The organism is Chelatococcus sp. GCM10030263, assembly GCF_042666455.1.
Taxonomy (GTDB): Bacteria; Pseudomonadota; Alphaproteobacteria; order Rhizobiales; family Beijerinckiaceae; genus Chelatococcus.
Genome location: NZ_JBHTDB010000003.1, coordinates 113,577 through 136,316 on the forward strand (window position 1 = coordinate 113,577; position 22,740 = coordinate 136,316).

The 22,740-nt window shown below is 65.7% G+C and carries 23 protein-coding genes; 9 read left to right on the top strand and 14 right to left on the bottom strand.

Translation table 11 applies throughout. The features are described 5' to 3' along the window. Positions 1–11: 11 nt before the first annotated feature. From ACFQU1_RS05215 to ACFQU1_RS05265, 11 genes are all read right to left on the bottom strand, one after another. Positions 12–608, bottom strand: a complete 597-nt coding sequence (locus tag ACFQU1_RS05215) for an NTP transferase domain-containing protein (protein ID WP_378130017.1) — start codon at positions 606–608, stop codon at positions 12–14. Beyond that, positions 605–1,660 carry a molybdopterin-binding protein gene (locus ACFQU1_RS05220; protein WP_378130019.1) on the bottom strand — a complete coding sequence of 352 codons (1,056 nt, stop codon included), beginning with the start codon at positions 1,658–1,660 and terminating at the stop codon, positions 605–607. The genes ACFQU1_RS05215 and ACFQU1_RS05220 overlap by 4 nt, the downstream gene beginning before the upstream one ends. Continuing rightward, positions 1,657–2,358: an XdhC family protein gene (locus tag ACFQU1_RS05225; protein ID WP_378130021.1), complete on the bottom strand. Its 702-nt coding sequence runs from the start codon at positions 2,356–2,358 to the stop codon at positions 1,657–1,659. Before ACFQU1_RS05225 ends, ACFQU1_RS05220 begins: the two co-directional genes overlap by 4 nt. 7 nt (positions 2,359–2,365) lie before the next feature. Further along, a complete protein-coding gene (locus ACFQU1_RS05230; protein ID WP_378130023.1) occupies positions 2,366–2,995 on the bottom strand; it encodes a LysE family translocator in 630 nt (209 codons plus the stop codon). An 18-nt stretch (positions 2,996–3,013) separates the two neighbouring features. Further along, positions 3,014–3,337: an XdhC family protein gene (locus ACFQU1_RS05235; RefSeq protein ID WP_378130025.1), complete on the bottom strand. Its 324-nt coding sequence runs from the start codon at positions 3,335–3,337 to the stop codon at positions 3,014–3,016. Positions 3,338–3,390: 53 nt separating this feature from the next. Further along, positions 3,391–4,677, bottom strand: coding sequence for a VWA domain-containing protein (locus ACFQU1_RS05240; RefSeq protein ID WP_378130027.1), 1,287 nt, complete (start codon positions 4,675–4,677; stop codon positions 3,391–3,393). 3 nt (positions 4,678–4,680) lie between these two features. Further along, a complete protein-coding gene (locus ACFQU1_RS05245) occupies positions 4,681–5,598 on the bottom strand; it encodes an AAA family ATPase (RefSeq protein ID WP_378130029.1) in 918 nt (305 codons plus the stop codon). 101 nt (positions 5,599–5,699) lie between these two features. Continuing rightward, entirely contained in the window at positions 5,700–6,503 is an 804-nt protein-coding gene (locus ACFQU1_RS05250) for an FAD binding domain-containing protein (RefSeq protein ID WP_378130031.1), read from the bottom strand. An 87-nt stretch (positions 6,504–6,590) separates the two neighbouring features. Further along, the gene (locus ACFQU1_RS05255; protein WP_378130033.1) at positions 6,591–8,957 is read right to left on the bottom strand and encodes a xanthine dehydrogenase family protein molybdopterin-binding subunit; all 2,367 of its coding nucleotides are present in this window, start codon (positions 8,955–8,957) and stop codon (positions 6,591–6,593) included. Positions 8,958–9,031: 74 nt separating this feature from the next. Further along, complete coding sequence (locus ACFQU1_RS05260) at positions 9,032–9,529, bottom strand: (2Fe-2S)-binding protein (protein ID WP_378130035.1); 498 nt, start codon at positions 9,527–9,529, stop codon at positions 9,032–9,034. Between the two features lie 220 nt (positions 9,530–9,749). After that, positions 9,750–10,943 (bottom strand): glycosyltransferase family 61 protein, encoded by a 1,194-nt coding sequence (locus ACFQU1_RS05265; RefSeq protein WP_378130037.1) that lies wholly within the window; start codon positions 10,941–10,943, stop codon positions 9,750–9,752. Positions 10,944–11,127: 184 nt separating this feature from the next. Here ACFQU1_RS05265 and ACFQU1_RS05270 point away from each other — a divergent pair, with 184 nt between their 5' ends. Beyond that, positions 11,128–12,369 carry an O-antigen ligase family protein gene (locus ACFQU1_RS05270; protein WP_378131575.1) on the top strand — a complete coding sequence of 414 codons (1,242 nt, stop codon included), beginning with the start codon at positions 11,128–11,130 and terminating at the stop codon, positions 12,367–12,369. 14 nt (positions 12,370–12,383) lie between these two features. On the opposite strand, the gene ACFQU1_RS05275 is transcribed toward ACFQU1_RS05270, so the two are convergent. Both ACFQU1_RS05275 and ACFQU1_RS05280 read right to left on the bottom strand, forming a co-directional pair. After that, the gene (locus ACFQU1_RS05275) at positions 12,384–12,854 is read right to left on the bottom strand and encodes a carbon monoxide dehydrogenase subunit G (protein WP_378130039.1); all 471 of its coding nucleotides are present in this window, start codon (positions 12,852–12,854) and stop codon (positions 12,384–12,386) included. A gap of 117 nt (positions 12,855–12,971) precedes the next feature. Continuing rightward, complete coding sequence (locus ACFQU1_RS05280) at positions 12,972–13,619, bottom strand: GntR family transcriptional regulator (RefSeq protein WP_378130041.1); 648 nt, start codon at positions 13,617–13,619, stop codon at positions 12,972–12,974. Between the two features lie 179 nt (positions 13,620–13,798). Here ACFQU1_RS05280 and ACFQU1_RS05285 point away from each other — a divergent pair, with 179 nt between their 5' ends. From ACFQU1_RS05285 to ACFQU1_RS05315, 7 genes are all read left to right on the top strand, one after another. Further along, the gene (locus ACFQU1_RS05285; protein ID WP_378130043.1) at positions 13,799–14,728 is read left to right on the top strand and encodes a dihydrodipicolinate synthase family protein; all 930 of its coding nucleotides are present in this window, start codon (positions 13,799–13,801) and stop codon (positions 14,726–14,728) included. 359 nt (positions 14,729–15,087) lie between these two features. Continuing rightward, positions 15,088–16,005 (top strand): branched-chain amino acid ABC transporter permease LivH, encoded by a 918-nt coding sequence (locus ACFQU1_RS05290; protein WP_378130045.1) that lies wholly within the window; start codon positions 15,088–15,090, stop codon positions 16,003–16,005. Between the two features lie 19 nt (positions 16,006–16,024). Then, a complete protein-coding gene (gene livM, locus ACFQU1_RS05295; protein WP_378130047.1) occupies positions 16,025–17,446 on the top strand; it encodes a high-affinity branched-chain amino acid ABC transporter permease LivM in 1,422 nt (473 codons plus the stop codon). After that, the gene (locus ACFQU1_RS05300; RefSeq protein WP_378130049.1) at positions 17,446–18,300 is read left to right on the top strand and encodes an ABC transporter ATP-binding protein; all 855 of its coding nucleotides are present in this window, start codon (positions 17,446–17,448) and stop codon (positions 18,298–18,300) included. Before livM ends, ACFQU1_RS05300 begins: the two co-directional genes overlap by 1 nt. Next, positions 18,297–19,067, top strand: coding sequence for an ABC transporter ATP-binding protein (locus tag ACFQU1_RS05305; RefSeq protein WP_378130051.1), 771 nt, complete (start codon positions 18,297–18,299; stop codon positions 19,065–19,067). Before ACFQU1_RS05300 ends, ACFQU1_RS05305 begins: the two co-directional genes overlap by 4 nt. A 42-nt stretch (positions 19,068–19,109) precedes the next feature. Further along, positions 19,110–19,481, top strand: a complete 372-nt coding sequence (locus tag ACFQU1_RS05310; RefSeq protein WP_378130053.1) for a DUF6867 family protein — start codon at positions 19,110–19,112, stop codon at positions 19,479–19,481. Positions 19,482–19,629: 148 nt separating this feature from the next. Further along, on the top strand, positions 19,630–20,760 hold the full coding sequence (locus ACFQU1_RS05315; protein WP_378130055.1) for a branched-chain amino acid ABC transporter substrate-binding protein: 1,131 nt from the start codon (positions 19,630–19,632) through the stop codon (positions 20,758–20,760). 66 nt (positions 20,761–20,826) lie between these two features. Here the strand turns inward: ACFQU1_RS05315 and ACFQU1_RS05320 are convergent, their stop codons facing one another. Continuing rightward, positions 20,827–21,555 (bottom strand): cytochrome c biogenesis CcdA family protein, encoded by a 729-nt coding sequence (locus ACFQU1_RS05320; RefSeq protein ID WP_378130057.1) that lies wholly within the window; start codon positions 21,553–21,555, stop codon positions 20,827–20,829. A 141-nt stretch (positions 21,556–21,696) separates the two neighbouring features. Here ACFQU1_RS05320 and ACFQU1_RS05325 point away from each other — a divergent pair, with 141 nt between their 5' ends. Beyond that, the gene (locus ACFQU1_RS05325; protein WP_378130059.1) at positions 21,697–22,704 is read left to right on the top strand and encodes a P1 family peptidase; all 1,008 of its coding nucleotides are present in this window, start codon (positions 21,697–21,699) and stop codon (positions 22,702–22,704) included. Positions 22,705–22,740 lie beyond the last annotated feature (36 nt).

The window sequence follows — 22,740 nt, forward strand, 5'->3', positions numbered from 1 at the left end:
TCTAGGGGACCTCAGCGCTTAAACCGCTGCGCCACTTCGGCAAAGGCCTCGGGCGTGTCGACGTCGGCGGCGATCGCTTCGTCCTCGACCGGGATCTCGACGACACCTTCGCCCTTGATGATCCGCCGCGCGCCTTCATCAGCCGCGAGCTTGAGAACGGCAGGGAAGAGCGCACGGCCGAGGAGCACGGGATTGCCGCGCTGGCCCTTGCGCACCGGCACGGCGGCCGTAGCGTCCGGACGGGCCTCGAAGGTCTCGATCAACCGGTCGAGCAGATCGGGCGTGACGGCCGGCATGTCGCCGAGCACGACGAGCGCACCGTCGGCATCATCCGACACAGCGCGGATGCCAGCCTTCAGCGACGAGGCGAGCCCGGTGGCGTAGTCAGGATTGTCGACGGCGCGAACATCATAGCCGGCGAGCACCTCGGTCACCGCATCGGCCTGATGGCCGGTGACGACGATAACCGGCGTCGCCTTGGACGCCAGCCCGGCCTCGACTGCATGCGCCACCACGGGCTTGCCGGCGAGCGGCAGGAGGAGCTTGTTCGGCCCGCCCATACGCGTCGAGCGGCCGGCGGCGAGGACGATGGCCGCAATCGCGATCACGCGCCGCTCTCCACGTCGCTATCGCCATTCGCCTCGGGCTGCGGCTCGCCGCCCGCCCGCGGCTGCGGCCGCGAGACGATCTCCATGAGGAGCCCGCCGACGCCGAGGCTCGCGATGTCGCCGCGGGTGACGGTCAGCCCGGCAAGCAGCCGGTGCAGCACCCAGTCGAAGCCGTTCTCCTTGGGCGAGCGGGCGCAGCCCGGCGCGCCGACGACCGGAACGGAGCCGAGGTCACCGATGAGGAGGAGATTGCCGGGATCGACGGGCATCCCGAGATGCGAAACGACGCCGCCTGCCGCCTCGATCGCCGCCGGCACCACATCCCGCCGGTCGGCGACGGCCGAGGCACCGAAAATGATGAGGAGATCGATCGGCTCGGACCGGCTCGCGACGACCTCGGCCGCCAGCGCCTCGGCATGATGGTCGACGCGGCGATCGAAGGCGATCGTCGCTCCAGCCGGTGCCAGCCGTTCACCGAGCACGCGCAGCGTCTTGTCGACGACGCTTTCCTTGAGGCCGGGCAGCCGCGTCGAGATCACGCCGATCCGCCGCAACCGGTAGGGCGCCACGCTGACGAGCGGGGCGGCCGCCGCAGCCATGGACTCCACGCGCGCCAGCACGGAACCCGAAACCGCATAGGGAATGATCTTGGCGGTCGCGACCATCTCGCCGACGACGACAGGCTTGTAGGCCGGCAATGTGGCAAGGGTCACCGCTTCGTCGACGCCATTGACGGCATCGATCGCCTGCCGCTCGACGAGCAGCACCCCCGGCTCGGTGGCGTAGAGATTGGAGCGGCCGGTGAAGGGATCCTCCACCCTCACCCCCTCCCCCGCGACGGCGAGTGCCAAGCGATGCGCCGCTTCATCCTCGCTGACATCCTCCGGTTCGAGCTTCGCAGCGATGACGGTCGCCACGCCCGCGTCGTGGAGCGCTGCGATATCCTCGGCCGTCAGCCGCTTGCCCTTTTTGATCGTGCGGGAGGCCAGACGGACCGAATGGGCGGCGACGGCGCCCTCTGCCTCAGCGACCGCCGTCGGGCCGAACCTCATGCCGCCCGCCTCTCGCCGTCGGCCTTGAGCCGCAGCGCCGCAACGATCTCGCCGAGAATGGCGAGGGCGATCTCGGCCGGGCTCACCGCGCCGATGGGCAGACCGATCGGCGCCTTGATGCGCGCGAGCGCGGCCTCGGAGATGCCGCTTTCTTTCAGACGCTCGATCCGCTTGCCATGGGTTTTCCGCGAACCGAGCGCGCCGATGTAGAAAGCCTCGCTCGCCAGCGCCGCGGTCAACGCGGGGTCGTCGATTTTCGGATCATGGGTCAGCGCAACGAAGGCCGTGTAGCGGTCGATCGCCACCTTCGCGAGCGCCTCCTGCGGCCATTCGGCGAGGAGCCGCACGTCCGGGAAGCGCTCCGGCGAGGCGAAGGCCGTGCGCGGATCGATGATGGTGACATCGAGATCGAGAAGTCTCGCCATCGGCACGAGCGCCTGGCTGATATGAACGGCACCAGTCACCACCAGGCGCACGGGTGGGGCCTGCACCGTCAGGAAATAAGCGCCCGCCTCCGTCTCGACGAGCCCGCTCTTGCCCAGCCTGAGGCGCTCGGCGAGCACATCGACGAGCGGATCGCGCGCGATATCCTCCGCCCTGACAAGCCGCTGCTCGCCGCCCTCGACGGCCGTGACCAGGATTGCCGCGCGCCGGGCCGCACGTTCCGTATTGAGAGCCGTGAGAAGATCGAGCCGCATATGTTCCTCAATTCCGGTCGGTGGCGAGCTTCAGCCCCAATCCGACGAGGATCGAGCCGCCGAGATAGCGCACGATCCGCTGGCCGAGACTGCTCGCGCTCAGTCGCCGCATGATGGTCGAGGCCGCAAAGACCGTCACGATATCGGCGGAGGAGAAGGTGAAATTGACGATGATGCCGAGCACCAGAAACTGGAGCCATACCGGCGCGCTCGCCGCAGGATCGACGAATTGCGGAAGAAAGGCCAGGAAGAACAGCGCGACCTTCGGATTGAGCACCTCGACGATCACGCTCTCGATGAAAGCGCGCCTGGCCGATTTCGGCGCAACGACGCCGAGCGCCTGATCGTCGTCCTTTCGCCGGACCATGCTGATGCCGAGCCAGACGAGATAGATTGCACCCGCGATCTTCAGCGCGACATAAGCCTCCGGAACATGCCGAAGGATCGCCGACAGGCCGAGCGTCGCGGCAACGACATGCACATAGCAGCCGACATGGATGCCGAGAACGGCCATGAAACCGGCGCGGCGGCCGCGCGCGAGCGTCTGAGCCGCCGTGTAGAGCAGTGCCGGCCCTGGGAAGGCGGCGAAGGCGAGCGTCGCCAGGGCAAAGGCGACGAGGAGATCGGTGGAGGGCATGGGACCGCTCGCCCGGCGTCAGACGATGGGCTCGACATAGACCCTGATGCGGCCGCCGCAGGAGAGGCCGACCTGCCAGGCGGTTTCATCGGCGACGCCGAATTCCAGCATCCGCGGCTTCTTGTCGGTCAGTACATCCATCGCCTCGGAGACCACAGCCCCCTCGACGCAGCCGCCGGACACCGAGCCGAGGAAATTGCCCTCGCCGTCGATGACGAGATGGCTACCGACCGGCCGTGGCGCCGAGCCCCAGGTCTCGACGACGGTGGCGATCGCCACCTCCCGTCCGGCCTTCTTCCAGGCTTCAGCCTCGTTCAGGATCTGATCGTCGGTCGCGAGCATGGTGATCCTCCGTTACGGCGCCTCCCATAAAGGCGCGGCTATCATGTCGTATCTTACGCCACCTTGCGCAACCAGCGGCGCGGGTCGGCATCGCGGCTTCCGGCCACCGACAAAGCCCCGACCAAGTCGGTCATGGCAGCGAGATTATGCAGCGTGCGGAACTCGTCGACATGCGGCAGCATGGCGCGGATGCCGGCGGCCTTCGCCTCGAAGCCCTCGAAGCGCAGGAGCGGATTGAGCCATACCAGCCGCCGGCAGGAGCGGTTGAGCCGGTCCATGGCGCGGCCGAGTTCCGGCGTGATCTCCCGCTCGAGGCCGTCCGTGAAGAGGAGGACGATGGCGCCCTGGCCGAGCACCCGCCGCGACCACAGCCGGTTGAAGGCATCGATCGAGGCGGCGATGCGGGTGCCGCCCTCCCAGTCCTGCACCAGCGCGGAGGCCCGCGCCAACGCCTCGTCCGGGTCGCGCCGCGTAAGCGCATGGGTGATATTCGTGAGACGTGTTCCGAAGACGAAGCTCTGCACCCGCCTCTTTTCGCTCAACGCATGCAGGAAATGCAGGAAGAGCCGGCTGTAATCAGCCATCGAGCCGGAGATATCGAGAAGCGCCACGACCGGCGGATGCTTCTCTCGCAATTCGCGCCGGGCGAGATCGACGAAGAGGCCGCCAGTGCCGAGCGACTTGCGGAAGCTCGCCCGGGCGTCGATCCGCGCGCCGCGCCTGTCTGGCCGCCATCGCCGGGTTGCCACCTTGTCCTGAGGCAGGGCGAGCTGGGCGACGAGTCGCTTGGCGCTCGCGATCTCAGCCGTGGTCATCTGTGCGAAATCGCGGCTCGCGAGCCGCTCGCGATCGGAGACGGTGAGCTGCGCGGTGAACTCCATCGGCTTCTTCGGGGCGGGCGGCTCCCGCGTTCCCGTGGGGAATGCCGCCGCCACGCGCTCCTCGCCCGGCCGCGGCTTTTCTTCAGGCCGCGCCTCGCCCGGCGCGATGGGCGAGAGCGCCGCGATGAGCTTTTCGACGAGCGCCCGCCGCCGCCAGAACAACCGAAAAGCCTGATCGAAGAGCAGGCTTTCCTCGTGCTTCTTCACGAAGATGGCGTGCAGCGTCCAATAGAAGTCCTGGCGCGTGCCGATATGGGCGGCCTCGACGGCACCGATTGCGTCGATCACCGCCCCCGGGCCGACCGGCAGGCCCGCGGTGCGCAAGGCCCGCGCGAAATAGGCGATGTTTTCAGCCAGCCGGCCGGTGGCCGCCTCGTCGCCCGCAGCCGCCCCTCCCCCTTGTGGGGAGGGGTAAGGGGTGGGGGTGGTCTCCGTCGCGTCTCGGCCGGATCCCGTCATGGCTCACGCCGCCTTCAGGCTCGCCTGCACCGCGTCGAGCATCTCCTTCACCTTCGAGCCCTGCATCTTCTGAATGTCGTCCTGATACTTGAGCAGCACGCCCAGGGTATCGGAAACGAGCGAGGGATCGAGCGCCACCGCATCGAGCTCGACGAGGGCCGAGGCCCAATCGAGCGTCTCGGCGACGCCGGGCACCTTGAACAGCTCCTCCTTGCGGATCGCCTGGACGAAGGCGACGATCTCGCGGGTCAGCTTGCCCGGCGCGTCCGGCAGGCGCGCCTTGACGATAGCGAGCTCGCGCGACGCGTCGGGATAATCCACCCAATGATAGAGGCAGCGGCGCTTCAAGGCGTCGTGGATTTCGCGCGTGCGGTTCGAGGTGATGATGACGATCGGCGGGGCCGCCGCCTGGATCGTGCCGAGCTCCGGCACCGTCACCTGAAAGTCGGCCAGCACCTCGAGAAGAAAGGCCTCGAAGGCCTCGTCCGTGCGGTCGAGCTCGTCGATGAGGAGCACCGGCGCGCCGGCCGCGTCGGGCTCCAGCGCCTGCAGCAACGGCCGCTTCAAGAGGTAGCGCTCGGAGAAGACGTCCGACTCGAGCCGTGCCCGGTCCGTCTCGCCGGAAGCCTCGCCGAGGCGGATCGCCATCATCTGGGCGGCATAGTTCCACTCATAAACCGCCGAGGCGATATCGAGCCCCTCGTAGCACTGCAGGCGGATGAGCTTGCGGCCGAGCGACGTCGCCAGGACCTTCGCGATCTCGGTCTTGCCGACGCCCGCTTCGCCTTCGAGGAAGAGCGGTCGCCCCATCCTGAGCGCGAGGAACAGCACGGTCGCCAGCGGCCGGTCGGCCACATAGTCGGCCCCTACGAGGAGGTCGAGCGTGGCGTCGATCGATGCGGGAAGGGACGAAGCACTCATGCGGCGGTCTCTCCAGTCGCCATGGCCGGATCTGTCCGGCCATTCCGTTGGTCAGACCGCAACGCCTTTTCAGGTCGCAGGGGCGAGGTCAAGGCGGCGCTTTACCGCCCCGCCGCTTTCGCCACCGCCCGGCGCGCCATGACGGCGACGAGCTGCGCCCGATAGGCCTGATCGGCGTGGATGTCGCCGATCAGGCTGTCCGGCGAGGCTTTCAAGCCTTCCAGCGACTTCGGCGAAAAGCGCTTCTTGAGCGCTTCCTCGAATTCGGTGAGGCGGAACACGCCGCTTTCGCCCGCGCCCGTCACGGCGACGCGGATGTCGCTGCTGCGCTTGGCCACGAACACGCCCGCGAGCGCATATCGCGACGCCGGATTACGGAATTTGGAATAGGCGGCACGTGCCACGATCGGGAAGACGATCTTGGTGACGATCTCGCCCTCTTCCAGCGCGGTCTCGAAGAGCCCGGTGAAGAATTCCTCCGCGGGGATCTTGCGCTGGTTGGTGACGATGGTCGCGCCGAGCCCGACGCAGGCGGCCGGATAATCCGCCGCCGGATCGTTATTGGCGACGGAGCCACCGATCGTGCCGCGCTGGCGGACATGCGGATCGCCGATCATATGCGCAAGCTCGGCGAGCGCCGGAATGGCCTGCTGCACGACGGCCGAGGTCTCGACATCCGCGTGACGCGTCATCGCACCGATAACGAGGGAGCGGCCGCGCAGCTCGATGCCGACGAGCTCGGGTACTTGGTTGAGATCGATCAGGGCGCTCGGTGCGGCCAGCCGCTGCTTCATGGTGGGCAGCAGCGTATGCCCGCCGGCGAGAATCTTGGCATCCTCGACTTTGGCGAGGAGATTGACCGCTTTGCGCAGGCTGTCCGGGCGGTGATATTCGAAGGCATACATAGGCTTATCCTTCTCTGAAGGCGGCAGTCGTCCCGGCTGGAGCGCCCAACGGGACGCGCGAAGCCGGGACAACGAAAGTCGTTGGCCTCATTCCGCGGCCATCTGTGCCGGCGCGCGGCCAAGCGCGCGCCAGACCTCCTGCGATGTCGCCGGCATGGCGACATCCTCATGGCCGAGTGCATCGGTGATGGCGTTGATCACGGCCGGCGGCGCGGCGATCGCCCCCGCCTCGCCGCAGCCCTTGATGCCGAGCGGGTTCGACGGGCACGGCGTCGAGGTCATGCCGACCGTATAGGACGGCACGTCGCTCGCGCGCGGCATGGCATAGTCCATGAAAGTCGCCGTCACGAGCTGCCCCTGGGCATCATAGCGAGCGGCTTCGAAAAGCGCCTGGCCTATGCCCTGGGCAATGCCACCGTGCACCTGCCCCTCGACGATCATCGGATTGATGACGACGCCGAAATCATCGACAGCCGTCCAGCGGTCGATGCGCGTCACGCCGGTGTCGGTATCGATCTCCACTTCGCAGATATGGACGCCCGCCGGGAAGGTGAAATTGACAGGATCGTAGAAGGCGCCCTCTTTCAAGCCGGGCTCCAGCTCCTGGCCGGAAAACTTGTGCGCGATATAGGCCTGCAGCGCCACCTCGCCGAAACCGAGCCCCTTGTCGGTGCCTGCCACCGTGAAGCGCCCGTCCTTGAACTCGATGTCGCCCTCGGCGGCTTCGAGAACGTGGGCGGCGACCTTCTTGCCCTTGGCGATCACCTTGTCGAGCGCTTTGACGATCGCCGACATGCCCACCGCGCCCGAACGCGAGCCATAGGTGCCCATGCCGAACTGCACCTTGTCGGTGTCGCCGTGCACCACACTGATCTGGTCGATATCGATGCCGAGACGATCCGAGACGAGCTGCGCAAAGGTCGTCTCGTGGCCCTGGCCGTGGCTGTGAGATCCGGTGAGAACTTCGACGGATCCCGTTGGATTGACTCTGACTTCCGCCGATTCCCAGAGGCCGACGCCGGCCCCGAGCGAGCCGACCGCCTGGCTCGGCGCGATGCCGCAGGCCTCGATATAGGCGGAAAAGCCGATGCCGCGCAGCTTGCCCTCGCGGGCGCTCTCGCGCTTGCGCCTGGCGAAGCCCTTGTAGTCGGCGAGCTCCAGCGCCTTGTCGAGCGAGGCGGCATAGTCGCCGACGTCATAGGTCATGATCACCGGCGTCTGATGCGGGAACTTCGTGACGAAGTTGCGCTTGCGCAAGGTGATGGGGTCCAAGCCCATTTCGCGCGCCGCGACCTCGACGAGCCGCTCGACGACGAAGGTCGCCTCCGGCCGCCCGGCCCCGCGGTAGGCGTCGACCGGCGCGGTATTGGTATAGACGCCGTCGACTTCCGCGTGGATCGCCGGAATGGCGTATTGGCCGGAGAGCAGCGGCGCGTAGAGATAGGTCGGCACCGACGACGAGAAGGTCGAGAGATAGGCGCCGAGATTGGCGATGGTGTGGACCCGCAGCCCAAGCATCTTACCCTTGGCGTCGAGCGCGAGCTCGGCGTGGGTGATGTGGTCGCGCCCGTGCGCATCGCAGAGGAAGGCCTCGGTGCGGTCGCAGGTCCATTTGACCGGCCGGCCGACCTTCCGTGCCGCCCAGACGCAGACCGTCTCCTCGGCATAGATGAAGATCTTGGAGCCGAAGCCGCCGCCGACGTCGGGGGCGATGACGCGGAGCTTGTTCTCCGGTGCGATGCCGACGAAGGCGGAGAGCACGAGCCTCGCCACATGGGGGTTCTGGCTCGTCGTATAGAGCGTGAAGGTGCCGGTGCCCGTGTCGTAATCGCCGATCGCGGCGCGCGGCTCGATCGCGTTCGGCACCAGGCGGTTGTTGATGATGTTGAGACGGGTGATATGCGCCGCCTGCGCGAAGGCCGCATCCGTCGCCGCCTTGTCGCCCAGCTGCCAGGAAAAGACGTTGTTGCCGGGCGCGACGTCGTGCACTTGCGGCGCGCCCTTGGCTTCGGCCTCGGCGGGATCGGCGACCGCCGGCAGCACCTCGTAATCCACCGCGACAGCCTCGGCAGCGTCCTTCGCCTGGAGAACCGTATCGGCGATTACGACGGCAACATGATCGCCGACATAGCGCACGCGATCCTTGGCGAGCGCCGGATGGGCACCCGCCTTCATCGGCGTGCCGTCCTTGGAATGGATCATCCAGCCGCAGATGAGACCGCCGATCTTGTCCGCCTCGAGATCAGCCCCCGTGAGCACGGCGACGACGCCCGGCATGGCGAGCGCAGCGCTCGTGTCGATTCCACGGATATTGGCGTGGGCGTGCGGCGAACGCACGAAAACCGCATGGGCTTGGCCGGCGCGGTTGATGTCGTCGGTATACTGCCCCTTGCCGGTGATGAAGCGTTGGTCTTCCTTGCGGCGCACGGCGGCGCCAATGGCTGTCACGCTCATCCTGTCCCTCCCTCACCCGGGCCCGGGGGCTTCTGGCCCGACGGGCACCTGTTTCCTCCGGTTTTCGCAGTTTTTTATTCGGCCGCATGTTCCAGCGGCCGGCCGGCCGCCATGGCCTCGGCCCCGGCGGCGACGGCTTTGACGATGTTGTGATAGCCGGTGCAGCGGCAGATATTGCCCTCGAGTTCCTCGCGGATCGTCTGTTCGTCGAGCTCGCCGCCACGCCGGCCGACGATGTCGATGGCCGCCATGATCATGCCCGGCGTGCAGAAGCCGCACTGGAGGCCATGATGCTCACGGAAGGCCTCCTGCATCGGATGCAAGGTGCCGCCCTGAGCGAGGCCTTCGATGGTGGTGATCGCGGCGCCCTCGCAGCTCACGGCGAGCGTCGTGCAGCTCTTCACGGCACGCCCGTCGATATGGATGACGCAGGCGCCGCACTGGCTGGTATCGCAGCCCACATGGGTGCCGGTCAGACGCAGATTCTCGCGCAGGAACTGCACCAGGAGCGTGCGCGGTTCGATATCGGCGGACACGGGCTTACCGTTCACCGTCATGGATACGGTGGTCATGGGGGTCCCTCCTTGGCGGATATGACGCTTGCGAGCGCCAGTCGTCCTCTGCAGCGAACGATGCGGTCGGCCCTCGGATCGGGCCAGCGCAGTCAGTCTAGAACTATGCCAAAAAGAAGGTCAAGAGCCCGCATCGGCGCAGGCGGTCGCACGGCGGACCGCGATTCCCGGCCGATTTCGCCCATTTCAGCGATTCGCAGGAATAGCTAAGATCAAGGTTTTATACATCCTGGTCGAGCAGGGGATCGAGCTTCGCGAAGAAAGCCCGGCAGTCGATGGTGAAGGCCTCGAGCCGCCCCTCGTCGGAGCCGAGGACATAGTCATAGCCAAGGCCGAGCTCGGCGGCGATATTGAGATAGGTCGTCTTGCGACGCGTGCTCGGCGCGATCTCGACGAGTCGCGCACCGGGCCGCATCCAGACCATATTGGCGAGGCCGGCGCCATGCACGCCGACCGCGACCGAGGCAGCCGAAAAGCGGGCAACCTGCTCCGCGTGGTTGCTCCACTTGGCCTCGAAGATGTGAAAACCGCGCTGTTTCAGCCCGGCAATCAGCTCGTCCTCATTGGTGAGGGCCCGCAGGCGCGATTTGCCGCGGGTCATATAGAGGCGTGGCCCGAGCGCGACGGTCGGCGGGCCGTAAGCGGCTTCGAAGATCGAACGCAGGAGCGGCAGCGCCTCCTTGACCGGCCAGGACCGCTCGATGTTGCGGCAGCGGCTGAAGCCGACCAGGAGCTCGCGCGCATGGGCATGTTCGAAAGGCTTGAGATCGATGAGCTCTACGGGATAGCCAAGCTGGGCGATGCCGCGCGCAAAGGCCTCGACCATGGGCGGCCGGCTCGGCTTTGTGAGGATCGACAGGGATCGCCCCTCGGCCCCACCGAGGCGCAGGGCATCCGCCAGCGGCACCATGACGTCGAGCAGGAGATGGCAATAGTTCCGATAAGGCGGAACGACCATCGCGAGATCGGCGATCTCCCGGCGCTTGAGCCAGAATGGCGCGGGGAAGGCGAAGTGCCAGACCGCCAGACGAGAGTCGTCGAACTCCATCTGCACGAGCCGCTCGGGATCGACCGGCGTCAGCGTATGGCCGGGGACGATCACCTCGCCATAGACGCCGGCGATCTCGCGGATCCGGAATTCGTCCTTCTCGAAGAAGCTGTCGATGCGCACGTCCCGGTCGTAGAGCGACAGCGGCGCGACCATCTCGTAATAAGGCAGATCGAGCACCGCGCTCTCGCGCGTCCGGTCCTTCAGCAGGCGCACGAAGCGCGCACGGTCGTAAGGGCGGACATCCGGGAAGAAGCCGAGACGATAGGGCATGCGCGGCGAAAGCCGCGACAGCCCCTCGAACAGGGCGAAGGCTTTAGGCTTCAAATCCAACGCCCGCGACAGGCGGGAGCGGCGGCGCGGCATCGCTGATCGTCCTTTCCGGGCTTGGCCGGTCTGCTGCGGCGGCCAAGGCTTACGGGTTGATCGCCCTGTTGTCGCTGCGCTCATAGCATGTCGCGGGACGGATCCAATGTCGCCCTGCCATTGACACCCGCCGGCCTCGCGGCGATAGCTCGCGCAGCTGGGACGAGGAGCACGACGGGTGAGTATGAAGGCCGCGCTCAAAAGCGACTTCGCTTGGCCGCGTGACGCGCCGACCCTCCTGGTCTATGCCACCATTGCCGCGATCAGCGTCATACCGCTTCACGCCGCCTGGCTCATCACTTTCATCGCGCTCATCGTCGGCGGAGTGGTGATCCTCGCGCTCGACCACGGCATCCGCGATCTCTTCCGGAGCTCGCCAGATCTGCGCATCAGCCTTCTGTTGATGGCCTTCGTCTTCGTCTGGCAGGCGTTCGGGCTTTTCGCCCGCGGCGAAGCGGGCTCGGGAAAAGGCTGGCAATCGGCCGGCAACGTCGCGGCCATCGCCATGTTCGCGATCGTCGTCGTCGCGGCTATGCGCCGGGACCCCTCGCTGGCGCGCAACCTCCTGCCCGTTGCAGCCGCCATCATCGCCGCCGGGTCGCTCGCCGCCATTCTCGGCCAGGCGGTGCTGAACTGGTCAGAGTTCACGCGCATCGTTCTCTATGGCCGGGCGAACAGTTCGGTCATCGCGGCGGGCGTCCTCGTCTTCGGCACGGCCGCCAGCGTCTTTGCGCTTCTCGACGGCGAGAACGCGCGCAAGCCTCTCCTCTGGGCGGCACTTGCGCTCAACGGGCTCGCGCTCGTTCTCACCTTCAGTCGTGGCCCGATCGTCGCTGCAGTCGTGGCGGCGGTCGTCCTTTTCGTAACGACGCGTGTGTCGCCCGGACGCAAGCGCGGCATCGTTGCCGGCGTTGCGACGCTCGTCGCCGTGGCGCTGCCTCTCGTCCTCGTGCTCAACGAAACGCGCCTCAACGGGGTGGCCTGCAGCGTCAGCGCCGATATCTGCCGGGGGTCACATCGCCTGGAGATCTGGCTTCAGGCGATCGACGGCATTCGCGCCCATCCCTGGTTCGGCCTCGGTCCGACCGCCGAGATCGACAATCCCTTCGGCCGGCATCCGCACAGCGGCTATCTCGGCCCGGCCTTCTTCCACGGCATCCCGGTGGCGATCGCCTTCATCACGCTGATCGTCATCGCCTTTCGCGCCGTGCTGCGCGGCCAGATGGGCGCCAAGGCCGGTTCGCGGCTGGCGGAATTTTCGTTCTTCATGCTGGCCTTCACCATGGTCTACATGATGACGGATCTGAGAGAGGCCTTTTCCTTCCTCAATGCCCACTACCTCTTTTTATGGCTTCCCGCCTTCCTGGCCATCGAAAGCAATGCGCGCGGAGTTGCACCTCCACGCGCCGCTCCTAGGCGACAATAGACAGGCTGGCCACGTCAGGCGGGGGCAGCACCTTCCTGCGCAGGCGAGACGACCTGGACGAAATTGGCGAAGAAATCGTCGGCATATTTCTTGGCGACGCCGTTGATCAGGCGTCCGCCGAGTTGGGCGAGCTTGCCGCCGACCTGCGCCTCGACGTCATAGGTGAGCTTGGTGCCTTCCGGAATTTTCAGAAGGCGCACCTTGGCGCCGCCCTTGGCGAAGCCGGCGACACCCCCCTCGCCTTCACCGGAAATCGTATAACCGTGCGGCGGGTCGAGATCCGAGAGGGTGACCTTGCCTTTGAAGGTTGCCTTGACCGGGCCGACCTTGACCTTCACCACGGCCCTGAAGCCGCCGTCGTCTGTCTTCTCGAGCTCTTCGCAGCCCGGAATACAGGCCTTGAGCGCCTCGGGATCGTTAAGCTTTTCCCAGACGGTCGCCGGCTCGGCGGTCAACACATACTCACCCGTCATCGTCATTGCCACGGCAGGCTTCTCCTCACGCTCAGCGTCGCCTTCGCCGGCACGTTGTGCCGCGCCGGCCGCCTATAGTCTACGCCAAGTTGAGTATTCGGCCACCCCGGGGCGAGGCGCCGCAGCCGCTCACATGCCGACGACCGTACGCTTGATGCCGCTGCGCAGGTAGTCGACCAACGCCTCTGAGGCCGCCTCGGCCGCCGCGCTGTCGCCGGCAACGACACGGCCGATGACGGCGCGATGCAACTCCGCTGAGGGCGCGAGGTCATCGTCCCGCAGGAAATAGAAGCGGGCGCGGCGCGCCATCGCTTCGAGCGGCGCAAGGGCGCGGACCAGGAAGGGATTGGCCGCCGTCTGCCCGAGCCGCCGATGGATCGTCTTGTCGAGCTGCATGAAAGCGTCGACGTTGGCCGTTGCGGCGGTCGCCACAAGGCGCTCGCCAAGCTCGGTCAACTCCGCCTTCACCGCCGCATTCGCACGCCGGGCCGCTGCTCCGGCCACCAATCGTTCGAGCGCCGAGCGCACTTCAAGGGCCATGAGGACATCGAGCGGATTGATGACGGAAACCGCGATGCCCTTGCGCGGAAAGACGACGACGAGACCGTCGTTGACGAGGCGCTGCAAAGCCTCTCGCACCGGCGTCCGCCCGATGTCGAGGCGCGCGGCAAGTTCCTGCTCCGTCAACCTGGCACCGGGCGGCAGAACGAGGCGAATGATCTGGTCCTCGATCAATCGATAGGCCCGCTCGGCCAAGGTCTCTTCGGATGGCGGCAATGGGGACTCGGCAGCCGGACCGCTGGGATTCGCAACCGGCTCGCCGTCGGCGGGGTTAATGGACATGACAATGAACTCACACTTCCGAAAAAATACGTCCCGCCGGGCATCGCCAAGGGCGCATGACAGACGATCAAATCACTGTAATACTTCAAGAATTATAAGGTGGAGCGAACGAAATGAGCCAATTTGAGTGGCACGGGGTCTACCCTGCGGCAACGACGAAGTTCACGCCCGGCGACCTCCTCGATGTCGCCGAGATGGAGCGATGTTTTGCACGCCAGCTGGCTGCCGGTGTGCATGGATTGATCGTTTGCGGATCCCTCGGTGAAGCATCCACCCTCGACCATCGTGAAAAAATCGAGGTGCTGCGCACCGCCTTGCGCGTGACGGCGGGGAGCATTCCCGTCATCTGCACCATCGCCGAGGGCTCGACACGCAACGCGCAAGCTCTCGCTGAAGCAGCGGCAAGCGAAGGCGCCGCCGGGCTCATGGTTCTTCCTGGCATCCCCTACAGATCCGACCTGCGGGAGACCCTCACGCATTACCAAGCCGTGGCGGCGGCTGGTGGATTACCGATGATGATCTACAACAACCCGATCAGTTATGGCGTCGATATCACGACAGCCGTACTGACCGAAATGGCGAGCGAACCCTTGTTCGTCGCAATCAAGGAATCCTCCGGGGACGTCAGTCGCATTATTCGCCTCCACAACGAATTCGGTGGTCGCTTCAAGATCTTCACCGGTGTCGACAATCTTGCGCTGGAGAGTCTCGCAGCCGGCGCCGACGGCTGGGTGGCCGGCCTTGTCTGCGCCTTTCCGCAAGAGACGATGGCTCTCTACGATCTGCTGCACGCGGGCCGCATCACGGAGGCGCGAGAGCTCTATCGCTGGTTTCACCCGCTGCTCGACCTCGACGTCTCGTCCAAGCTCGTCCAGAACATCAAGCTCACCGAAGCACTCGCCATCGGCTCGAACGACCGCTGTCGGCCGCCACGCCTGCCGCTCGCCGGGGACGAGCGTGCTCGGGTCAAGGGTATCGTGCGCCACGCGCTCGCCACACGGCCGAAACTCGCCAGCGATCCACAGAGCAAAGCCGCGAAATAGGAGAATATGCATCGCCAAGACGCAAAAGGCGCCAACAGCGATATCTTTGGCGCAAAGGTCCAGGCGAGAAGGCCTACCGGCGCTTATGAGGCGCCCATGCCCCCGGTGAGGGCTCAAGTCGCCGAAGGATAAATCGATCACCGCTCCGCGCCGGCGTCGAGCCGCGCGGCGGCCAGGCGCTGCTTTGACAAGATGAAAGCGCTCGGCGATTGTTCGGCGGATTAAAGGATGGCCGGGGGAGTACTTAGCCGATCGGAGCATGGTGGCCGAACGCCGAAGCAGGCATCATGCGCCGTTACTGGCATGAACGGTGCATCGCGATATAAGCGGCCGACCGTTAGAGGGGATAAAGACGCGAGATGGAAGTTTTCCTGCAGCAGCTCATCAATGGGCTGACGCTTGGCTCGATCTACGGGCTCATCGCCATCGGCTACACGATGGTTTTCGGCATCATCGGCATGGTCAATTTCGCGCATGGCGATGTCTTCATGGTGTCGGCGTTCATCGCCCTCATCTTCTTTGTCCTGTTGACGAGTTGGCTCGGGATCGGGGCCATCGCGATCGCGCTGCTGATCGTGCTCGTTCTCGCGATGCTCTTGACATCGCTGTGGGGCTGGGCGGTGGAGCGCCTCGCCTATCGGCCGCTACGCGGTTCTTTCCGCCTCGCCCCGCTCATTTCCGCCATCGGCGTCTCCATCTTCCTCTCGAACTTCGTGCAGGTGGTGCAGGGCGCGCGCAACAAGTCGCTCCCGCCCATGTTGAATGGCGGCTTTCCGCTCTTCGAGGCGAACGGCTATGTGGTGACGCTCGCCTATAGGCAGATCGTGATCATGGCGGCCACCGCCGTGTTGCTGACGATCTTCTGGTATGTCGTTCAGAAGACGCCGCTCGGCCGAGCCCAGCGCGCCTGCGAGCAGGACCGCAAGATGGCCGCGCTGCTCGGCATCAATGTCGACCGCACGATCTCGCTCACATTCGTGATGGGCGCCGCGCTCGCGGCCGTCGCGGGCACGATGTATCTCCTGTACTATGGCGTCGTGAGCTTCTCGGACGGTTTCGTGCCAGGCGTCAAAGCCTTCACTGCCGCCGTGTTGGGTGGCATCGGGTCGCTGCCCGGCGCCGTCCTCGGCGGACTGATCATCGGGCTCGTCGAGACGCTCTGGTCCGCGTATTTTTCGATCGAGTACAAGGACGTGGCCGCCTTCTCGATCCTCGCGATCGTGCTCGTCTTCATGCCGTCCGGCATTCTCGGCCGTCCAGAGGTCGAAAAGGTCTGAGATGGGCGGGGAGACAATAATGAACGCTCCACCCCCCGCCCCGATCGTCGCCGCCGCGCCCAAATCTGCCCGGCACGGTTCGGATCTCACGACCGCCTTCAAGACCGCCGCCGTCGGCGCGCTGGTGATGCTCGGCCTGTCCATTCCGATCATCGCCTTCCGCACCGACCTCGACATGGGCAACGAGTTGATTCTCACGACCCGCTGGCGGGTCGTGGCGATTCTGTGCCTCATCGTCTTCTGCGTCCGCTTCGTGCTGGCCTTGAGCGGCGCGCATCTCACACGGCGACGTCTGGCCTCGCGCAAGGAGGCGATCGTCACCAAGGTGGAGGCGCCGGTCACCTTCGGCCAGCGGCTCCTCGCGGTTGCCGGCCCCGCGTTCCTGGGCATCGCCATCGCCTATCCGCTGATCACCGCCATCATCAATGATGGATTGGACGGGTCGCGCTATTGGATCGATCTCGGCATTCTCGTCCTGACCTATGTGATGCTCGGCTGGGGGCTCAACATCGTCGTCGGGCTCGCAGGGCTCCTCGACCTCGGCTATGTCGCCTTCTATGCGGTCGGCGCTTATTCCTATGCCTTGCTCGCCACGACCTACGGACTGTCATTCTGGATCTGCCTGCCGATCGCCGGCATTCTGGCAGCCTTTTGGGGGATCCTGCTCGGCTTCCCCGTCCTGAGGCTCCGGGGCGACTATCTCGCCATCGTGACGCTCGCCTTCGGCGAAATCATCCGGATGGTTCTGATCAACTGGGTGGATCTCACCAATGGCGGCGCGGGCATCGCCTCCATCCCGCGGGTGTCGTTCTTCGGCATTCCCTTCACCGCGAATGACGACGGCTTCGCAGCGGTCTTCGGGCTCGAATACAGCACCATGCATCGCATGGTCTTCCTGTACTACCTCATCCTGATGCTCGCGCTTGTCACCAACATCGTCACCCTGCGTCTGAGACGCCTGCCGGTCGGGCGCGCCTGGGAGGCATTGCGCGAGGACGAGATCGCCTGCCGCTCGCTCGGCATCAACACGACGAACACGAAGCTCACCGCCTTCGCCATGGGCGCCATGTTCGGCGGTTTTGCCGGGGCATTCTTCGCGGTTCGCCAGGGCTTCATCTCGCCCGAAAGCTTCAACTTCCTCGAATCGGCCATCATCCTGTCGATCGTCGTGCTCGGCGGCATGGGCAGCCAGATCGGCGTTGCCATCGCCGCCACGGTCATGGTGGCCGGCCCGGAGATGCTGCGCAATCTCGGTTTCCTCAGCGTGATCTTCGGCAGTGACTTCGACCCCAACCAGTACCGCCTTCTCATCTTCGGCGCGGCGATGGTGGCGATGATGGTGTGGCGGCCACGCGGGCTTGTCTCCCATCGCGATCCCTCCGCGGTGCTCGGCGAGCGCAAGGCGATCTCCGGCTCCCTCGTGAAGGAGGGACACGGCTGATGGCTGCGCATTATGATTTCGCGGTGGATCCGATCCTGTCGGTCGAGCATCTGACCATGCGATTCGGCGGGCTCGTCGCCGTCAACGATCTGTCCTTCCGCGCCGGCCGCGGAGAGATCACCGCCCTCATCGGCCCGAACGGCGCCGGCAAGACGACGGTCTTCAATTGCATCACCGGCTTCTACAAGCCGACCGAAGGGATGATGACGCTCGCTCACACGAACGGCGCCTCGTTCCTGCTAGAGCGTCTGCCGGGCCACAGCGTCGCCTGGAAGGCCAAGGTGGCGCGCACCTTCCAGAACATCCGGCTGTTCTCAGGCATGACGGTTCTGGAGAACCTGCTCGTCGCCCAGCACAATTCGCTGATGATCGCGTCGGGCTTCACCGTCCTCGGTCTTTTCGGCGCGCCGAGCTTCAGGCGGGCCGAGCGCGCCGCTGTCGAGAGGGCCAAATACTGGCTCGACAAAGTCGGATTGACCGAGCGCGCAGACGATCCCGCAGGGGATCTGCCCTATGGCGCGCAGCGGCGGCTCGAGATTGCACGCGCCATGTGCACCGAGCCGGTGCTGCTGTGCCTCGACGAACCCGCCGCCGGCCTCAATCCACGCGAGAGCCACGAGCTCAACGAGCTTCTCTTGTCCATCCGCACGCATGACGGCACCGCGATCCTGCTCATCGAGCACGACATGTCGGTGGTGATGGAAATCTCCGACCATGTCGTCGTTCTCGATTACGGCACCAAGATCGCCGACGGTCTGCCCGCCGATATCAAGAACGATCCGAGAGTGATCGCCGCCTATCTCGGCGTCGAGGACGAAGAGGTCGAGAAGGTCGAGGCGGAGGTGGGGCTATGAGCGAGACCGGCGCGACAGCTGAGGCCTCGCCAGTCGTGCGCGAGGCGCCCGTTCCCCTGCTGGCGGTCAGAGGGATCAAGACCTTCTACGGCAATATCATGGCCCTGAAGGGCATTGATATCGACGTCAACGAGGGCGAGATCGTCACCTTGATCGGCGCGAACGGTGCCGGCAAGTCGACCCTCATGATGACGATCTTCGGCAATCCCCGGGCCCGCGAGGGCACGATCGCCTACGCCGGCCGCGACATCACGCAGCTGCCGACGCATGAGATCGCCAAGCTCAATATCGCCCAGTCGCCCGAGGGGCGCCGCATCTTTCCGCGCATGAGCGTGTTCGAAAACCTGCAGATGGGCGCCGCGATCAACAACTTCGCCCATTTCGACGAGGATCTGGCGAAGGTCTGCGCCATTTTCCCGCGCCTCAAGGAGCGGCTCAACCAGCGGGGCGGCACGCTATCCGGCGGCGAGCAGCAGATGCTCGCCATCGCCCGCGCGCTCATGAGCCGTCCGCGGCTGCTCCTGCTCGACGAGCCGTCGCTCGGCCTGGCGCCGCTCGTCGTCAAGCAGATCTTCGACGTCATTCGCGAGCTCAACAAGACGGGTATGACGGTCTTTCTCGTCGAGCAGAACGCCTATCACGCGCTGAAGCTCGCGCACCGCGGCTATGTCATGGTGACGGGCTCCATCACCATGTCGGGCAGCGGTCAGGAGCTTCTCGCCAATCCGCAGGTGCGAGCAGCCTATCTCGAGGGCGGCAGGGGCTGAGCGGGCCGGGAACTCCCGGCGATCGATCAAGGGGCATTGCGTATGCAAGGTATTCTCTATGAAGAGCCTTCGATCTGGCTCTTCCTGCTCGTCACTTGCGTCATGGGCGGCTGGGCCGCCTGGATGACGGGCAGGGCCGTGGCGCGTACCTGGGGGGCGGTGGCGCAGTGTGTCGTCTATCTCCTCGTGCTCGGCATGGCAGTGCGGTTCATCCACTTCGCCCTGTTCGACGGCACGCTCATCTCGCTGCACTACTACGTGGTGGACACCATCGTCGTCATGCTGATCGGGCTCGCCGGCTACCGCTATCACCGCGCCCGGCAGATGACGACCCAATACCGCTGGCTCTATGAGCGCACGGGGCCTTTCACCTGGCGGCCGAAGCAGCCGGAGCAGCCGCTGGCAACGGACTGAGCGTCCGTCGGATGCCCTTCGAAAGGCGAATGGCGCATGGCTCGGAATCGGAGTGACTTCCGCCAAAAAAGGCGCAAGAGTACGGGACAAGGCGAGTTGTGCTCGCCGAAGGAGCTCCCGTAAGGGGATATTCCAGAGGAGTTGCTGAATGAAGAAGACTCTCCTATTGGCCGGCGTCGCATTGACCTTCGGCCTCGTCGCGGCGAGTGGCGCGCGGGCTGATATCAAGATGGGCGTTGCCGGGCCGATCACGGGCTCGATCGCCTCGTTCGGCGCTCAGCTCAAGAATGGCGCCGAACAAGCCGTCGAAGACATCAACAAGCAAGGCGGCATTCTCGGCGAGAAGATCGTGCTCTCGGTCGGCGACGATAACGCCGACCCGAAGCAGGGCGTCTCCGTTGCCAATAAATTTGCCGGCGAAGGCGTGAAATTCGTCATCGGCCACTTCAACTCGGGCGTCTCCATTCCCGCGTCGGAAGTCTACAACGACGCCGGGATGCTGATGATCTCGCCGGCCTCGACCAATCCGACGCTGACCGAGCGCGACATGTGGAACGTCTTCCGCACTTGCGGCCGTGACGATCAGCAGGGCGCGGTGGCCGGTGCCTATCTCGCCAGCCACTTCAACGGCAAGAACGTCGCCGTCGTTCACGACAAGACGCCTTACGGCAAGGGTCTTGCCGACGAGACGCAGAAGACGATGGAGTCCAAGGGCCTGAAGCCGGTGCTCTACGAGGGCGTCAACCCGGGCGAGAAGGACTATTCGGCGCTTGTCTCGAAGCTGAAGGGCGCCAATGTCGATGTCGTCTACTTCGGTGGGCTGCATCCCGAAGCCGGCCTCATCATCCGCCAGATGCGCGACCAGGGCCTGAAGACACCGCTGATGTCGGGCGACGGCATCGTCTCGAGCGAGTTCACGTCGATCGCCGGGCCGGGCTCCGATGGCACGCTCATGACCTTCGCGCCGGACCCGCGCAAGAACGAGGCGGCGAAGGCGGTCGTCGAGGAGTTCAAGGCGAAGAACTACGATCCGGAAGCCTACACCCTCTATTCCTATGCCGGCTTTCAGATCATCAAGCAGGCCGCGGAAGAGGCGAAATCGCTCGATCCGAAGAAGGTGGCCGAGGTGATGCATTCCGGCAAGGTCTTCAAGACCGTGCTCGGCGATATCTCCTTCGACAAGAAGGGCGACATCACCCGTCCGGACTACGTCATGTATGTCTGGAAGAAGGGCGCCGACGGCAAGATCAACTACGTCGGCAACGAGCTGACGAACTGAGCAACTTCGCCTTCGCATTGCATGATGGCCGGGCTCGTCCCGGCCATTTTCTTTAGCACTGCTGCTTCAGCCGAGCTGGCTCAATGCCGGGAAGGTCTCGAGAAGCCAGAAGGATACGTCCGTGATGGCGCCCGTCAGGAAGGCGATGCCGGTGATCACGAGCAGCACGCCCATCGCCTTTTCGACCAGTCCGAGCCGCGAGCGCATGCGCTTCAGGAGGGCGACGAAGGGTGGCATGGCGAAGGCCGCCGCGAGGAAGGGAATGCCTAGCCCGGCTGAATAGACGGCGAGCAGCAGGGCGCCCTGGCCGGCCGAATCCTCGGAGCCGGCGATGGCGAGGATGGCGGCGAGGATCGGCCCGATGCAGGGCGTCCAGCCGAGCGCAAAGGCGAGCCCCATGACATAGGCGCCGCCGAGCCCGGCGGGCTTGGCGACCGTGACGCGGGCCTCGCGATAGAGGAAGGCGAGCCGGAAAACGCCGAGGAAATGCAGCCCCATGGCGATGATGGCGATGCCCGCCAGCGTGCCCAGGATATTCACATATTGCCGGAAGACCTGGCCGAGCGCCGAGGCCGTGGCACCGAGCAGAACGAAAACCGTTGAGAAGCCGAGCACGAAGAGCAAAGCGGTGGCAAGCACCCGTCTGTTCAGGGCGGGTTCCTTCCGCTTCCCGAGCTCGTCTATGGTCGCGCCGGCGAGATAGCTCAGATAGGGCGGCACGAGCGGCAGCACGCAAGGGCTGAGAAAGCTCAGGAGCCCGGCCAGGATGGCTGCCGAGAAGGACACATGCGTCATGTCCGCGGTTCTAGCCGCAGCCTCACCTTTGAGAAAGGGCACATGCCGCCGCATTCGGGAAAGTGATGGGCCGCCCTTGCGGCAGAACACTTGCGGCAGGCCACCTGCGTCACGCAATCTCGGCAGAACAGGGAGGCCGCCGTGTCAGAACGCCGCAATCTCATTACCGATGTCGCCGGCATCCACGTCGGCAATGCCCATAACGCGCGCCTCGCCTCGGGCGTCACCGTGGCCCTCTTCGATCAGCAGACTGTCGCCTCCGGCGTGGTGGTGGGCGGCGCGCCGGCCGGCCGCGATACCGGCTGCCTCGATCCGGATCGGTTCGTCGAGGGCGTCGACGCCGTCGTGCTGTCGGGCGGCTCGGGCTTCGGCCTGGACGCGGCAACCGGCGTCCAGGCCTGGCTGCGCGAGAGGAAACGTGGGTTTCCGGTCGGCAACATGCGCGTGCCGGTGGTGCCGCAGGCGATCTGCTTCGATCTCCTGAACGGCGGCGACAAGGATTGGGGGCGCTACCCGCCTTATCGCGAACTGGGCTATGCCGCCTGCGAGGCGGCCGATCTCAGCTTTGCCATTGGCACGGCCGGCGGCGGCTATGGCGCAGCGACCGTGGATCTGAAAGGCGGCCTGGGTTCGGCGAGCGCCGTCACCTCGGGCGGCTTCACCGTCGGCGCGCTCGTCGTCGTCAACGCCATCGGCTCAACGGTCATCGGCGAGGGGCCGCATTTCTGGGCCGGCGGGCTTGAGGAGGACAGCGAGTTCGGCGGCCTCGGCCTGCCCACGAAGGTGTCGCCCGAGATGCGCCGGCTTCGATGGAAAGGCGCACCGGAGCCGGCCACGACGATCGCGCTCGTGGCGACCGACGCCGTTCTCGACAAAGCCATGACCAAGCGACTGGCGATCACCGGCCAGACCGGCCTCGCCAAGGGGCTCAGGCTCTCCCATGCCCTGACCGACGGCGACACCGTCTTTGCGGCGGCGACAGGCCGGCGTCCTCTCACCGACAGGAATAACGACGTCATCGAGATCGGCGCGACGGCGGCCGATTGCCTCGCCCGCGCCATTGCGCGCGCCGTCTACGAGGCGACCGCGCTCCCCTTCCCCGGCGCCCGCCCCGCCTGGAAGGACAAGTTCGGATCGCAGCTTCGCTAGAAGCGCCGCGCCTGCCGTGCCTCTCCGCCTTCGTGG

What these genes read in the sequence shown, in the direction of transcription:
- ACFQU1_RS05220 (WP_378130019.1), bottom strand. Translation starts at nt 1,660, where the DNA reads ATGAGGTTCGGCCCGACGGCGGTCGCTGAGGCAGAGGGCGCCGTCGCC.
- ACFQU1_RS05250 (WP_378130031.1), bottom strand. Translation starts at nt 6,503, where the DNA reads ATGTATGCCTTCGAATATCACCGCCCGGACAGCCTGCGCAAAGCGGTC.
- ACFQU1_RS05315 (WP_378130055.1), top strand. Translation starts at nt 19,630, where the DNA reads ATGAAGAAGACTCTCCTATTGGCCGGCGTCGCATTGACCTTCGGCCTC.
- ACFQU1_RS05245 (WP_378130029.1), bottom strand. Translation starts at nt 5,598, where the DNA reads ATGAGTGCTTCGTCCCTTCCCGCATCGATCGACGCCACGCTCGACCTC.
- ACFQU1_RS05225 (WP_378130021.1), bottom strand. Translation starts at nt 2,358, where the DNA reads ATGCGGCTCGATCTTCTCACGGCTCTCAATACGGAACGTGCGGCCCGG.
- ACFQU1_RS05310 (WP_378130053.1), top strand. Translation starts at nt 19,110, where the DNA reads ATGCAAGGTATTCTCTATGAAGAGCCTTCGATCTGGCTCTTCCTGCTC.
- ACFQU1_RS05285 (WP_378130043.1), top strand. Translation starts at nt 13,799, where the DNA reads ATGAGCCAATTTGAGTGGCACGGGGTCTACCCTGCGGCAACGACGAAG.
- ACFQU1_RS05260 (WP_378130035.1), bottom strand. Translation starts at nt 9,529, where the DNA reads ATGACCACCGTATCCATGACGGTGAACGGTAAGCCCGTGTCCGCCGAT.
- ACFQU1_RS05240 (WP_378130027.1), bottom strand. Translation starts at nt 4,677, where the DNA reads ATGACGGGATCCGGCCGAGACGCGACGGAGACCACCCCCACCCCTTAC.
- ACFQU1_RS05300 (WP_378130049.1), top strand. Translation starts at nt 17,446, where the DNA reads ATGGCTGCGCATTATGATTTCGCGGTGGATCCGATCCTGTCGGTCGAG.
- ACFQU1_RS05265 (WP_378130037.1), bottom strand. Translation starts at nt 10,943, where the DNA reads ATGCCGCGCCGCCGCTCCCGCCTGTCGCGGGCGTTGGATTTGAAGCCT.
- ACFQU1_RS05305 (WP_378130051.1), top strand. Translation starts at nt 18,297, where the DNA reads ATGAGCGAGACCGGCGCGACAGCTGAGGCCTCGCCAGTCGTGCGCGAG.
- ACFQU1_RS05255 (WP_378130033.1), bottom strand. Translation starts at nt 8,957, where the DNA reads ATGAGCGTGACAGCCATTGGCGCCGCCGTGCGCCGCAAGGAAGACCAA.
- ACFQU1_RS05270 (WP_378131575.1), top strand. Translation starts at nt 11,128, where the DNA reads ATGAAGGCCGCGCTCAAAAGCGACTTCGCTTGGCCGCGTGACGCGCCG.
- ACFQU1_RS05290 (WP_378130045.1), top strand. Translation starts at nt 15,088, where the DNA reads ATGGAAGTTTTCCTGCAGCAGCTCATCAATGGGCTGACGCTTGGCTCG.
- ACFQU1_RS05320 (WP_378130057.1), bottom strand. Translation starts at nt 21,555, where the DNA reads ATGACGCATGTGTCCTTCTCGGCAGCCATCCTGGCCGGGCTCCTGAGC.
- ACFQU1_RS05230 (WP_378130023.1), bottom strand. Translation starts at nt 2,995, where the DNA reads ATGCCCTCCACCGATCTCCTCGTCGCCTTTGCCCTGGCGACGCTCGCC.
- livM (WP_378130047.1), top strand. Translation starts at nt 16,025, where the DNA reads ATGAACGCTCCACCCCCCGCCCCGATCGTCGCCGCCGCGCCCAAATCT.
- ACFQU1_RS05235 (WP_378130025.1), bottom strand. Translation starts at nt 3,337, where the DNA reads ATGCTCGCGACCGACGATCAGATCCTGAACGAGGCTGAAGCCTGGAAG.